Genomic DNA, 13,920 nt, shown 5'->3' with positions numbered 1-13,920 from the left:
CTTGAAGAGGCCATGACGATGGAAGAGGTTTCATGGGCAGAGGTCTGCTTTCGCTGGTGGTCGCCGCGGTCACCGGCGCCGCCTTACTCACGGCACCGGCCGCCGCCGCGCCACCGCCCCCGCCGTCCGATGTGTACCGGCCGGTCCGTGGGCCGGCCGCCCCGGCGGAGTACCGCTACCTCCAGAAGACCTTGCCGGGCGAGTCGATTCCGCGCCACGCGCACGACCTCGCCGCGGCGCGGGCGAGCGAACTGCCCTCCGTCGGCGGGCGCTGGAAGGGCGTCGGGCCCACCAACATCGGCGGGCGGGTCGTCTCCCTGGCGCTCGACCCCAAGCACGCCGACACCCTGTACGCGGCAGCCGCGAGCGGCGGGCTGTGGCGCAGCACCGATGCCGGGGAGACGTTCCACTCGGTGTGGCCCGACAGCTGGACCCAGGCGATGGGCGCGGTCGCCACCGCGCCCGACGGCACGCTGTACGCCGGAACCGGTGAACCCAACCCCGGCGGCGGAAGCATCACATACGAGGGGACCGGCCTGTACCGCAGCACCGACGGCGGCGCCCACTGGACATCGCTCGGCCTGCGCGACTCGGGTGCGATCAGCGCCATCACCATCGACCCCGCCGACCCGCGGCGCATCTATGTCGCGGCGGCCGGATCCCTGTACAACGGCGGTGGCGACCGGGGCGTGTACCGCTCGGAGGACGGCGGCGCCACCTGGGAGCGGATCCTCGCCGGAGCCAACGAGTTCACCGGCGCCACCGAGATCATCCTCGACGGCGACCGGATGTACGCGGTGCTGTGGGACCACCGCCGACGCCCCGGCCTGCGCACGTACGGCGGTGTGGGCTCCGGTGTCTTCCGCAGCTCGGACGGCGGCGAGACCTGGCAGCGGCTCGGCGGCGGACTGCCCGCCGAGAGCCCCGACGTGGGGCGTATCGGTCTGGCCGTCGCGGGCGACCGGCTCTATGCGATCGTCAACAAGTCCAGTGGTCCTTTCGAGGGTTTCTACGCCTCCACCGACGGTGGCGACACCTGGACGCGGACCCCGGACAACCAGGCCCTCACCGACTCGCAGTCCAGCTTCGGCTGGTGGTTCGGCAAGATATGGATCGACCCCCGGGACGCCGAGCATGTGCATGTGGCCGGGGTCGCCCTGCTGACCACGAAGGACGGCGGCGACACCTGGAGTGCCGACGACACAAGCATCCACGTCGACCACCACGCCATGGTGTGGGACCCGCGCCGCCCCGGCCGCGTCTACCTCGGCAACGACGGCGGTGTCTACCGCTCCGACTCCGGCGGCGACGGCGGCTGGGTCAAGTCCCGCCACCAGCCGTACACCCAGCTCTACAGCGCGGCGATCAGCCCGCAGGACGTCACCAGGATCTCGGGCGGGGCCCAGGACAACGGCTCGCTGCGTTCCTGGGGCGGAGAGAAGTTCAACGAGTACCTCGGCGGCGACGGCGAGGAAAACCTCATCAACCCGACCGACGTGAACAACGTTTTCGCCTGCTACCAGTACGGCAACTGCTTCCGCTCCACCGACGGCGGCGACACACTCACGTACTTCGCCGACCGGACGACGTACCAGCGCCGCAACTGGTTCACTCCGGTCGAATTCGACCCCCGCGACCCGAAGATCCTCTACTACGGCTCCGAGGTGCTCAACCGCTCCACGGACGGCGGCGAGACCTGGCGGCCCATCAGCCCCGACCTGAGCGGCGGCCCGGGGCCCGACCCCATCTACACCAACTACGGCACCATCACCTCGATCGCCCCCGCGTCCGACGGGCGCACCGTGTACGCCGGCACGGACGACGGCCGCGTCTGGGTCACCAGGAACCTCGGAGCGACCTGGGCGAAACTGGTCGAGGGACGGCCCTGGGTGACCCGCGTGGTCGTCGACCCGAAGAACCCGAACCGGGTCTGGACCACGCACTCCGGCTACCGCTCCGGCTCCCCGCTCCCCCACGTGTACGGCAGCACCGACGGCGGCAGGCACTGGCGCAACCTGTCGGGCAACCTCCCGGCGGCGCCCGTCAACGACCTGGTCGTCGCGCGGGGCGGTGCCCTGTACATCGGCACCGACCAGGGCGTGTTCACCAGCCCCACGGGCGGCACCCGCTGGCTGCGTCTCGGCCGCGGCATGCCGCAGGTGCCGGTCGACGACATCGAGTACGACGCGGGGCACCGCCGCCTGGTGGCCGCGACGTTCGGCAGGGGCTTCTACGAACTGGCCACTTCCTGAGGCCGATCGCGTGCTCCGGGCGTCCCCCCGCTGGAGTCGGCACGGGGCGGAATGTGAGGGTGGGGTGCATGACGTCTCGCGCTGTCCTGCCGATCCTCACCGTCTGCGCCGTGCTTGCCCTGCTCCCCGGCTGCGGGAGCGGCGCCACGGACCACGAGCGGTCCCCCTCGGACGGTGGTGCCTCGGGCACCGAGGCGCCCGGCCCCGTGACCGGGAGCCGGGCGCCGGCTTCCGGGAAGGGATCGAAGGACCCGGACGACATCAACGGCGACGGGCACCGTGACCTCGTACTGCCCGTCAACGCCGGCGGCCGCTCGGACAACGCCCCCGACGACGAACGGCTCGCGGTGGTCTACGGCTCGGCACGCGGGCTCGACCCCACGACGCGTACGGTCCACGGGCGTCGTGATCTGGGCCTGCCCGACCCGGCGGAGCTCGCGACAGCGGACGGCGTCGATGCCGATACGGTGGTCACCGCCGATCTGGACGGCGACGGCTTCCCGGAGTTCATCACGACCGTCGGGGGCGAAAGCGTCACGGACGGGTCCATCTCCGCACCGCGCACCGTCCCGTATGTGACCTGGGGCGGTCCCGGCGGGCCCGCGAAGGGGGCCGGGGAGACGGCGGTACGGCTTCCGCGGAGTGTGTCGAAGCTGGGGCTGGAGTCCGTGGTGCGCGGCGACTTCGACGGAGACGGCCATCACGACCTGGCGGGACTCGCGTACAACCAGTCGTCCCTGGTCGTGCTGTACGGCCCGTTCACCCGCGCCGGCGCACCGGCACGTACCGACACCGGCCTGCCGTGGTCGGACGGCTCGCTCGTCGCGGACGACATCGACCCCACCGGCCGACCGCGCGCGACCTCCCTGCTGCTGCACGCCACGAGTGACGGTGAGCAGTCCGGCAACATCCTCTATTCGGCCCGTCGGGGCAATGGGCTGTCCGCGAAGGGCGCAGAGCTGCGTCCGGGAAACGCCCACGCGTTCGGCGACTTCGACGGCGACGGACTGCGCGACGTGGCCGTCGGCGACGACGGCGGCCGCAACGACGAACCCGGCTACGAGACAGAGGCGCCCGACGTGGCCGGCTCGCTCGCCGTGTACCCCGGGAGCGGCGGGCAGCCGGTCACCCGCCGGCTGCCCGAGGCGCCCGAGGGCGCGGCCACCGACTACGGGCCCGGCGGTTTCGTGGCCGCGGACCCTGACGGTGACGGCCGTGACGGCATTCTGGTCGCCACGTACGAGGGCGCCACGCTCGTCGACGGCGACGACCGCACGAAGGTGCTGCGTGAAGGGCCCGCGAAGGTGAACGGCGAGAAGACACCCGCGAAGTGGCGCCACGCACGGCCCGCCGGGGCCGCCGACTTCGACGGTGACGGCAAGGAGGAACTGGTCCTCGACTGGGGACCCGGCACCGGGTTCGGCCTCTACGGCACCGGCCCGACGCACTGGTGGATCACCGACGGCACGAGCGACCGGAACCAGGCGTCCTTCACGACGACGGGCTTCGCTCCACGTACCTCCTGAGACCGTGTCCTCGGTGTCATGCCGGGCGGTCACGTCTTCGGCTGATGCCCGTAGCGGGCCCCGTCGAGGTCGAAGGAGTGCACGGTCGGGTCCACGCGGCGCTGTGGACGGGTGTGTACGGGTGTGGGGTCGATGACCGGTGTCTTCTCGCCCGCCGCCGCGAGCCGGGTGAGGAGACGCTCGCGCAGTCGGCCTGGGGCGCGTTGACGCCTCAAGGACGCGGCCGCCGTCGAAGCCCGGGCCGCGCAGGGCGAGCGGCACGCGGATCGAGGCGTCGTGGCACGAGCGCTTGTACTCGCTGTTGCGGGTCTTGAAGTGGCTGCCGTGGTCGGAGGTGAAGGCGACGACGGTGTCGTTCAGGAGGTGCATGCTGCGCAGCGCGTCGAGCTGCCGTCGCTGCGATCTTCCTCTGGTCTGCCCGGTGATCCAAACGAAAGCCCCTAGGTGTCGCCCCGGTCTGCCTGGAGGCGCCGCCGTTGCGGGCCCACCACGTACACGGGGTCCTGGGCGGACTTGATACCGGCCGTGAAGACGCCGAACCGGGTGCACAGGCCCGCCGCCAGGTACGACACCCCGGAAAGGAGCGGGGCCGCCCGGCGCCCGGCGAGAAGCGACAGCCCGGCGCCGGTCACCGTCAGGGCCTTGCTCAGGGTCAGCAGCCGGCCGGGCCCGCCCGTGACGTACGGCTCACCGACCACCCCGAGCCGCCGCTCCACGCGCAGCGTCGCGGCGAGTTCCATGCCCGCGCCGAGGAGCCCCATCCGGGTGGGTGGCCCGTGGTCGCCGGGCGCGGAGAGCAGGGCGGCACCCGCGGCGCTGGTCAGCGCGCTGCCCGCGAACACATACGGCAGTTCCGGATACGCCTCGTGCCACGCCGGCACAGCGGTGTCGGACAGCAGCACCGCGGTGTACGTGCACATCGCCGGTCCCAGCACGCCGGAGCCGATTCCGGCGAGCCTGCCGAGCCCCGGCAGCCGTCCGGTGGCCCGGGACGCGGCCGAGGCGGTGGCGAGTGCCGAGAACGGCGCGAGGATCCAGGAGCCCACCGACAGCGGCGAGGTGGGCTTGAGGACGCGCAGCATGTGCGTGAAGCGCTCGGGACGGCCGAGGTCGTGGACCAGGGCGGCCACACTCGCCACCGACCCGGCAGCGGCGACCCACCGGCCCGCTCCGGCCAGCTCCCGGCGCCCGGCCAGATCGGCCACCGCCGCCATGGACGCCGACGCGCCGGCCGTTCCGCCGAGGAACAGATATCCCGGCACGTCCGGCACCTTCCAGGTGGGACGCTTGAGGATCGGCCGGCCGTAGTACGACCGGAACTCCGCGCGCGCCACCATGGGCCGCTCCCGCCCACCGCTCCCCGTCACGGCTTCCTCCTCCGGAAGGCCCCCGGCGGGGAGGTTCCCCGCCCCAGGAAGGACACCGCCACGCTCACCGCCACACCGATGGCGGCGGTGGCCGCGTGCCGCCACATCGACGGCAGGTCGCGGGTGGTCACCACCGGGTCCGGCGGCAGCCCGTACACCTCGGGCTCGTCCAGCAGGAGGAAGAACGCGCCGTCACCGCCGACGCCGTCCTGCGGATCCCGGCCGTACAGCCGCGCCTGGCCGACCCCGCGCTCCTGCAGGTCGGTCACCCGCCGGTCGGCCCGCTCGCGCAGTTCCTCCAGCGGGCCGAACTGGATGGAGTCGGTCGGGCACGCCTGGGCGCAGGCCGGCTCCCGGCCCGCCCCCAACCGGTCGTAGCACAGCGTGCACTTGAAGGCCCGGCCGTCGCCCGGGCGGATGTCGATCACGCCGTACGGGCACGCCGGCACGCAGTACCCGCAGCCGTTGCAGATGTCCTCCTGCACCACCACGGTCCCGAACTCGGTGCGGAACAACGACCCGGTCGGGCAGACGTCCAGACAGGCGGCGTGGGTGCAGTGCTTGCACACGTCGCTGGACATCAGCCAGCGCACCTGGCCTTCCGCGGCACCCGCGTCGGCGTCGTGTCCGGGTGGCCCCATGGCCGGCATGCCCAGGTCGACCGGCGGCGCGGGCCGGTCCGGTGCCGCCTCCTGTTCGGTCTGCTGCTCGGGCCTGTGCTCGATCCTCTGCTCGATGAACGCGACGTGCCGCCAGTTGTTGGCGCTCAGCGCGCCCGTGTTGTCGAACGACTGCCCCAGCAGGTCGCGTTCCTCGGTCTCGGCCGGAACGAGGTTCCACTCCTTGCACGCCACCTGGCACGCCTTGCAGCCGATGCAGACGGAGGTGTCCGTGAAGAACCCCATCCGGGGCGGGTGGGTGTCCGGGTAGCCCGCGTCCGCGCTGGGGTCGGCGAGCGGCCCGGACAGCCTGTTGCGGTCGGAGGTCATCGCTGCCCCTCTCCTGTGCTCGGCGGGGTGTCGTCGGGCAGGCCGGCGCGCCGCCGGTACGCCGCCACGTGGGCGGGCAGCGCCGGACCCCGTGGACGCCTGCCGGGCCGGATGTCGCAGGTCGCCGCCTTGGACTCCTGGATGCGCACGTTCGGGTCGAGCACCACGGACAGCAGGTCGTTCGCCGCGTCACCCGTGGACAGGCCGTCCGGGCCCCAGTGGTAGGGCAACCCCACCTGGTGGACGGTGCGTCCCCGGACCCGCAGCGGTCTGATCCGCTCGGTCACCAGCACCCTCGCCTCGACCGCAGTGCGGGCCGTGGTGATGGTCGCCCAGCCCAGGTGCTCCAGGCCGCGCTCAGCGGCGAGCGCGGGGGAGACCTCGCAGAAGAACTCCGGCTGCAGCTCGGACAGATAGGGCAGGGTGCGGCTCATGCCGCCGGCCGTGTGGTGCTCGGTGAGCCGGTAGGTGGTGAACGCGTACGGATACACCTGGCTCGCGGCCGGGTGGTACCGGTTGGCCGGGCGGTCGTGGGCCTGCAGCGCCGGGTTCGTCCCCTGCCCGTACAGCGGGTTGTCCACCGGCGACTCCTGCGGTTCGTAGTGCGTGGGCAGCGGGCCGTCGGCCAGCCCGGCCGGCGCGAACAGCCAGGCGCGGCCGTCGCTCTGCATGATGAACGGGTCGGTGCCGGCCAGGGCGTCCTGGGCCTTCGCGCCCGGCACAGGCCGGTAGCCGGGCGGCTTGGACACCTCGAAGTCCGGGACGTCGTCCCCGGTCCACCGGCCCTGTTCGGCGTCCCACCACACGTACCGCTTGCGCTCGCTCCACGGCCTTCCCTCCGGGTCGGCCGACGCCCGGTTGTAGAGGATGCGGCGGTTGGCGGGCCACGCCCAGCCCCAGTCGGGGGCGACCCGGCTCTGTTCGGCGCGTGGCCGGCGGTTCGCGGCGTGGTTGTGCCCGCCGGCGCGGACCCCGCAGTAGATCCAGACCCCGCACGCGGTGGAGCCGTCGTCGCGCAGCTGCGTCGACGCCGACAGCGGCTGCCCGTCCGGCCCGTACCCGTTGATCTCGGCGAGCACGGCCTCGGCACTCGGCTCGGCCAGCGGGCCCTCGACCGGGTAGTCCCAGGTGAGGTCGAGCAGCGGACGGTCGCGCGGGTCGGTGGAGCCGGCCAGCTTCTCCCGGATGATCCGGCCGAGGTGGTAGGAGAACCACAGGTCGCTGCGGGCGTCCCCCGGAGGGTCGACCGCCGCGTGGTGCCACTGCAGAAGCCGCTGGGTGTTGGTGAAGCTGCCGTTCTTCTCCGTGTGCGCCGCGGCCGGCAGGAAGAACACCTCCGTCGGGATCTCCTCCGTGCGCAGCTCACCGGTCTCGATCTCCGGCCCGTCCTTCCAGAACGTGGCACTCTCGATCAGCCGCAGGTCCCGCACCACCAGCCAGTCCAGGTTCGCCAGGCCCAGCCGCTGCAGCTTGCCGTTGGCCGACCCGACCGCCGGGTTCTCCCCGACGAGGAAGTACCCCTTGCACTCCCCGGAGATCTGGTTCAGCACCGTCCGGTAGGTGCCGTGGTCGCCGGTCAGCCGGGGCAGCCAGTCGAAGCGGTAGTCGTTCTCGTGGGTGGCCGCCTCCCCCCACCACGCCTTGAGCAGACTCACCACGTAGGCGCGCATGTTGCCCCAGAACCCGGTCGTGCCGGCGTCCGCGGCCACGAACGCGTCCAGGTCCTGGTGCTGGTGGGCGTGCGGCATGGGGATGTAGCCGGGCAGCAGGTCGAACAGCGTGGGGACGTCCGTGGAACCCTGGATGCTGGCGTGCCCGCGCAGGGCCAGGATGCCGCCGCCCGGCCGCCCCATGTTGCCCAGCAGCGCCTGCAGGATGGACGCGGTACGGATGTACTGCACCCCGACGGTGTGCTGGGTCCAGCCGACGGAGTAGCACAGCGCCGTGGTGCGCTCGCGCCCCGAGTTGGCGGTGACCGCGTCGGCGACCCGGGCGAACAGTTCGCGGGGGACACCGCAGACGTCCTCGACCAGCTCCGGCGTGTAGCGGGCGAAGTGCCGCTTGAGCACCTGGTACACGCAGCGCGGGTGCCGCAGCGTCGGGTCCATGGCGGGCTTCGCTCCCACGGCGGGTCCGCCGGCGCCGTACGACTCGGCGCGGGCGGTCTCGCGCAGCTCCCTGCCTCCGTGCTGCCGGGCGGCCGCGTCCCGCCCGCCCTCGTCCTCCGGTGCCGTCCACCGGTCCCGCTCGCCCGCCGCGGCCGAGGCCTGCGCGCCCTCGTACATCCAGCTGGCCGCCTCGTAGTGGCGGCTCTCCGGGGCGAAGCCGGAGAACAGCCCGTCCAGGTCCTCGGTGTCGGCGAAGTCCTCCCGCAGGATCGCCGGGGCGTTGGTGTAGGCGACCACGTACTCGCGGAAGTCCTTGCCGTTGCTCAGCACGTGGTTGATCAGGGCGCCGAGGAACGCGATGTCCGTCCCCGCCCGCAGCGGCACGTGGACGTCCGCCAGCGCGCTGGTGCGGGTGAAGCGGGGGTCGACGTGGATGATCGTGGCACCCCGTTCCTTGGCCTCCATCACCCACTGGAAGCCGACCGGATGGCACTCGGCCATGTTCGAACCCTGGATGACGACGCAGTCGGCCTGCGCCAGGTCCTGCTGGAACGTCGTGGCTCCGCCACGGCCGAACGAGGTCCCCAGACCGGGAACCGTGGCGGAGTGTCAAATCCGCGCCTGGTTCTCGATCTGGATCGCGCCCAGCGCCGTGTACAGCTTCTTCAGCAGGTAGTTCTCCTCGTTGTCCAGCGTCGCTCCGCCGAGCGAGGCGATGCCGAGCGTGCGCCGGACGGGAACCCCGTGGTGCGTGTCCTGCCAGGTCTCCCGCCGGGTCCGGACGACCCGGTCGGCGATCATGTCCATCGCCCGGTCGAGCGGGATCCGCTCCCAGCCCGTGCCGTGCGCGGGCCGGTGGAGGACGGCACTGACCCGGCCCGGGCCCGTCACCAGCTGCTTGCTGGCCGCGCCCTTCGGGCACAACCGGCCGCGTGAGATCGGGGAGTCCGGGTCGCCCTCGATCTGGGTGACCTTGTCGTCCTCGACGTAGACCTTCTGGCCGCAGCCCACCGCGCAGTAGGGGCACACCGACCGTACGACCCTGTCTGCCTGCTCGGTACGGGCGGACAGCCGCTCGGTATCGGGTGAGCGGGCCGCGGTGCCCCGGCCCAGCGCGTCGTCGCCGGTGAGCTGCCGGTACACCGGCCACCCGTCGATCCACTGCCGCAGGCCCATGGCGAACTCCCGCCTCGTGCCCTTGTGCCGACGCAGCCAACGTAACGCCAGGGCTCGCGCGGAGCATGTCGACCACTGATCACGCCGACGCGGTGCGTACCCGACGGGTGTCGTCCGGCAGCCGCTCGGTGACACCCCGGCGGTCCAGCAGCTCCAGCAGGGGTACCGCGACCCGCCGGGTGGTGCCCAGCGCCTGCCGCGCCTGACTGAGGGTGAACGGCTGGGGCAGTGCCGCGAGCACCTCGGCGGCCCGGGCGGCGCCGTCGGGAAGCAGGAAGACACCGCCGCCCACCTTCGTCAGGCGCCCGGCGCGCACCGCGGCGGCCAGTTCCCTGGGCCCCAGCCGCAGCTCCGCCATCCTCGTGGCGTCCGGCGCCGCGAACGGGGCGTCGCGCAACGCGGCGGTCAGCGCCGCCACCGCCGTCTCGACCGGCCCCGGAAGCACCGCCTGGCGGCCCGGAGCGCACACCCGCCCGTCCACCACCGGCAGCGACGCGGCACCGGCGAGCCGCTCCACCACACCGGTGGTGGGCAGCCGCAGCCGCTGCCGTACCGCCTCCACGGGCACACCGGGCTCCAGGGGATGATCGTTCCCCCACTGATCGACGACGGCACCCACCGAGCCGACCAGCTCGCGCCACACGCCCGCGTGAACCCGCAGGCCGTCACCCACCGGCTCGCCCACCTCGGGCAGACCCATGGAACCCAGTTCGCGCGTGGTCGCGAAGCGCCGCCGGAGCAGGAGCGCCTCGGCCACCGCCTCCGCGGGGGCGTGGGCCAGGGCGGCCAGTTCCCCGGCCCGCTGCCGCGCGGCTCCGCGCCGGCGCAGCTCGGGGGGCGTCACGTCCAGTACGTCGACACCCGCGGCGACGCGGTGCCGGCCGGGATCGCGCAGCAACGCGCGGTCGCCGACGCGCAGCGGCAGCGGCCGGGCCAGCCGCAGCCGGGCGCCGTGGGCCCCCAGCGGCCGGACCCGTGCGGCGACGGACGCGGACCCCACGTGCAGCACCAGCTCGCGGGGGAGATCCTGGTGCTCGCCTGCGCCGGCCGTTTCCTCGCCGACGCCGCGCAGCGCGACATCAACCTCGGCCGTCGTCAGCCACCTGCCCGGAGTCAGCAGCGCGTCACCGCGGCCGACCGCGCGCTGCTCGACACCGCGCAGATTGACCGCGACCCGGGCCACGGCGCGGACCTCGGGCGTGTCCCTGCCCAGCGTCTGCAGCCCGCGCACCCGCATCACCGCCCCGGTGGACGCCAGCTGGAGTTCCGCATCCGTTCGCAGGGTGCCGGCCGCCAGTGTCCCGGTGACCACCGTGCCCGCCCCGACCACGCTGAACGAGCGGTCCACCCACAGCCGGACGTCGGCGTCCGGATCGGCTGGTGGCAGGCCTCCCACCAGCCGCTTCAGTCCGGTGCGCAGCCGGTCCAGGCCCTCGCCGGTGCGCCCGCTCACCGTCACCGAGTCGACCGGTCCCAGGTTGGCCGCCGCCATGCGGGCCAGCGCCTGCCGCCGGGCCGGTTCCGGATCGGCCAGGTCGCGGCGGGTGACGGCGAGCAGCACGTGCCGCACACCCAGCGCGTCGAGCGCCTGCAGATGCTCGGCCGACTGCGGCATCCAGCCCTCGTCGGCGGCCACCACGAACAGCACGGCGGGAACCGGGCCCACCCCCGCGAGCATGGTGGGCACGAACCGCTCGTGGCCGGGGACGTCGACGAACGCCACCTCCGGCCCGCCGGGAAGCGTCGTCCAGGCGAACCCGAGGTCGAGGGTCAGGCCGCGCCGCCGCTCCTCCTCCCAGCGGTCCGGCTCCATCCCGGTGAGCAGCCTCACCAGCGTCGACTTGCCGTGATCGACGTGACCGGCGGTGGCGATCACCTGCACGGCCGCTCCCCCCGGCGACCGCTCCCATCCCTCGCGTCCGACCGCCGCGCGGCGAGCACGGCCGCCAGCACCGACTGCTCCTCCTGCGCCGCGACCGTGCGCAGATCCAGCAGGCAGCGTCCGCGCTCCAGCCGGCCGATCACCGGGACAGCGCCGGTGCGCAGCAGCGGACCGTACCGCGCCGGCAGGCCGACCGCCGCACTGGGCAGGGCCACGCCGGGGGCGCCGCCACCGCCCACGGCCGCCTCCGTGCGCAGCACCTCCGCCGGTACTCCCGCGGCCCGCAGCCGTTCGGCCAGCCGGGCGGCGCGCTCGCGCAGGACCGTCTCGTCGGCGGTCAGCGCGGTGCGGACGGGCGGCTCGGGACCGCGCAGCGTCGCTTCCAGCGCGGCCAGGGTCAACTTGTCCACGCGCAGGGCCCGCGCCGCCGGATGCCGTCGCAGTCGTTCGACCAGGTCCGCCTCGCCGAGCAACAGCCCGGCCTGCGGTCCGCCGAGCAGCTTGTCCCCGCTGGCGGTCACCAGCGCCGCCCCGGCACGCAGCGCGGTGGCGGCGTCCGGTTCCCCGGGGAGCGAGGGGTGAGGGGTGAGCAGACCGGATCCGATGTCCACCACGACCGGGGGCCCGAGCGCCGCCAGCTCGCCCACCTCCGCCGCCGCCGTGAAACCGCTGATGTGGAAGTTGGACGCGTGCACCTTGAGCAGGAAGGCGGTGTCGGGGCCGACGGCCTCGGCGTAGTCACGCGCGTGGGTGCGGTTGGTGGTGCCGACCTCGCGCAGCCGCGCGCCCGTGGAAGCCAGCAGCTCCGGAATGCGGAACCCGTCGCCGATCTCGACCAGCTCGCCCCGGCTGATCACGATCTCCCGGCCGCGGGCCATCACCAGGGCGCACAGGAGCAGCGCGGCCGCGTTGTTGTTCACGACGTGCACCGCTCCGGCGTCGGGGACTGCCTCGGCCAGCGCGGCGAGGGCGCCGCGTCCGCGGCGGGCCCGGCGGCCTTCCGTGATGTCGAACTCGACGTCCGTGCAGCCGGCCGCGGCCAGCACGGCGTCCCGGGCGGCATCCGACAGCGGCGCGCGGCCGAGGTTGGTGTGCACCAGCACACCGGTGGCGTTGATCACCGGCGTGAGGCCGCAGGCCCGCTCGGGCAGGTGGCCGACCGTCGCGTCCACCACCTCCTCGGGGGCGATCTCGCCGTTCCTCGCGCGGCGCTGGGCCTCGGCGACGGCCGCTTTCACCAGGGGGCGACCCAGCTTCCGTACGGCGGTGGCGACGCGCGGCTCGGCCAGCACGGCGTCGGTGCCGGGGATGAGCCGACGGGGATCGCTCATGGCAACGCTCCTGCCGCGGGACGTGGCGGAGGCGGACGGGAATCGAACCCGCCAACGGCAGCTCCTGCCGTTCAACGGTTTTGAAGACCGGGCCGGTCACCAGGCCGGATACGCCTCCTCGCACCACCGGCCATCTTCGCAAAAGCGCTGTACGGGCGCTAATGGGGCGGATGCGGAATCATGGGCGGCATGGTCGACATGACCCCACGGACCGCGCCCCGTGCGGCCGTCCGCCTCACCCAGTACGCGCACGGCGGCGGATGCGCCTGCAAGATCCCGCCGGGCGAGCTGGAGGAGGTACTGCGGGGCCTGGGCGGGGCCGTACCGGTCCGCGAGCCCGTGGGCGAACTGCTGGTCGGGCTGGACGACGGCGACGACGCCTCCGTGGTCCGGCTGCCGGACGGCACGGGGGGCAGGGCAGGCACGGCCGTGCTGGCCACCACCGACTTCTTCACGCCCGTGGTCGACGACGCCTACGACTGGGGCCGGATCGCCGCGGCGAACGCGCTGTCCGACGTGTACGCAACGGGTGGCAGCCCGCTGCTCGCCGTGAACCTGCTGGCCTGGCCGCGGGACGTGCTCCCCCTCGAACTGGCCCGTGAGGTGCTGCGCGGCGGCCTGGACACGGCCGCGGCCGCCGGGTGCCATGTCGCCGGCGGCCACAGCGTGGACGACCCCGAGCCCAAGTACGGCATGGCCGTCACCGGCCTGGTCGACCCGGACCGTCTGCTGCGCAGCGACGCCGGAACGCCGGGTGTGCCGCTGTCCCTGACCAAGCCGCTCGGCATCGGCGTGCTCAACAGCAGGCACAAGGCCACGGGCGAGGTGTTCCCGCAGGCGGTCGACGTTATGACGCGGCTCAACAGGGAGGCGGCCGAAGCGGCGGTGGCCGCCGGCGTCACCTGCGCGACGGACGTCACGGGGTTCGGGCTGCTGGGCCACGCCTACAAGCTCGCACGGGCGAGCGGGGTCACGGCGCTGATCGACGCGACCGCGGTGCCCTACCTCGACGGTGCCCGGCAGGCGCTGCGCGACGGGTACGTCAGCGGAGGCACCCGGCGCAATCTTGAGTGGGTACGCCCGCACGGCGATCTGTCGGCGGTCAGCGAGGACGAGGCGCTGCTCCTGGCCGACGCGCAGACCTCCGGGGGACTGCTGGTGGCCGGTGAGATCCCCGGCGCGCCGGTCGTGGGCGAGCTGGTGCCGCGCGGCGACCCCGTCCTGGTGGTCCGCTGAGCGGGCCTCGTCGCGCGAGGAGCGACCGCCGCTCACACCGCGCGGCCCCGCAC

The 13,920-nt window shown here is 73.6% G+C and carries 9 protein-coding genes and 1 tRNA gene; 3 read left to right on the top strand and 7 right to left on the bottom strand.

Annotation, left to right across the window (positions count from 1 at the left end; translation table 11 throughout):
- The first annotated feature begins 32 nt into the window (after positions 1-32).
- Together ACZ49J_RS04570 and ACZ49J_RS04565 are read left to right on the top strand one after the other, a co-directional pair.
- Entirely contained in the window at positions 33-2,252 is a 2,220-nt protein-coding gene (locus ACZ49J_RS04570; protein WP_467448753.1) for a WD40/YVTN/BNR-like repeat-containing protein, read from the top strand.
- 68 nt (positions 2,253-2,320) lie between these two features.
- Positions 2,321-3,778 (top strand): hypothetical protein, encoded by a 1,458-nt coding sequence (locus tag ACZ49J_RS04565; protein ID WP_467448754.1) that lies wholly within the window; start codon positions 2,321-2,323, stop codon positions 3,776-3,778.
- 29 nt (positions 3,779-3,807) lie between these two features.
- On the opposite strand, the gene ACZ49J_RS04560 is transcribed toward ACZ49J_RS04565, so the two are convergent.
- From ACZ49J_RS04560 to ACZ49J_RS04530, 7 genes are all read right to left on the bottom strand, one after another.
- Positions 3,808-3,993: a hypothetical protein gene (locus ACZ49J_RS04560; RefSeq protein ID WP_467448755.1), complete on the bottom strand. Its 186-nt coding sequence runs from the start codon at positions 3,991-3,993 to the stop codon at positions 3,808-3,810.
- Between the two features lie 225 nt (positions 3,994-4,218).
- Positions 4,219-5,145 (bottom strand): NrfD/PsrC family molybdoenzyme membrane anchor subunit, encoded by a 927-nt coding sequence (nrfD, locus tag ACZ49J_RS04555; protein WP_467448757.1) that lies wholly within the window; start codon positions 5,143-5,145, stop codon positions 4,219-4,221.
- Entirely contained in the window at positions 5,142-6,134 is a 993-nt protein-coding gene (locus ACZ49J_RS04550) for a 4Fe-4S dicluster domain-containing protein (RefSeq protein WP_467448758.1), read from the bottom strand. The genes nrfD and ACZ49J_RS04550 overlap by 4 nt, the downstream gene beginning before the upstream one ends.
- Complete coding sequence (fdh, locus tag ACZ49J_RS04545) at positions 6,131-9,418, bottom strand: formate dehydrogenase (RefSeq protein ID WP_467448760.1); 3,288 nt, start codon at positions 9,416-9,418, stop codon at positions 6,131-6,133. The genes ACZ49J_RS04550 and fdh overlap by 4 nt, the downstream gene beginning before the upstream one ends.
- A gap of 79 nt (positions 9,419-9,497) precedes the next feature.
- On the bottom strand, positions 9,498-11,300 hold the full coding sequence (locus ACZ49J_RS04540; RefSeq protein ID WP_467448761.1) for a SelB domain-containing protein: 1,803 nt from the start codon (positions 11,298-11,300) through the stop codon (positions 9,498-9,500).
- Positions 11,291-12,631: an L-seryl-tRNA(Sec) selenium transferase gene (gene selA / locus ACZ49J_RS04535; protein WP_467448763.1), complete on the bottom strand. Its 1,341-nt coding sequence runs from the start codon at positions 12,629-12,631 to the stop codon at positions 11,291-11,293. Before selA ends, ACZ49J_RS04540 begins: the two co-directional genes overlap by 10 nt.
- A 23-nt stretch (positions 12,632-12,654) precedes the next feature.
- Positions 12,655-12,749: transfer RNA gene (locus ACZ49J_RS04530), tRNA-Sec, on the bottom strand.
- An 80-nt stretch (positions 12,750-12,829) separates the two neighbouring features.
- On the opposite strand from ACZ49J_RS04530, the gene selD reads away from it, so the two are divergent.
- Positions 12,830-13,867: a selenide, water dikinase SelD gene (selD, locus tag ACZ49J_RS04525; protein ID WP_467448861.1), complete on the top strand. Its 1,038-nt coding sequence runs from the start codon at positions 12,830-12,832 to the stop codon at positions 13,865-13,867.
- Positions 13,868-13,920 lie beyond the last annotated feature (53 nt).

This window comes from Streptomyces sp. NPDC030840 (assembly GCF_055572015.1).
Note: the sequence above shows the minus strand (reverse complement) of the source record. Positions and strands in the feature narration are given on the sequence as shown.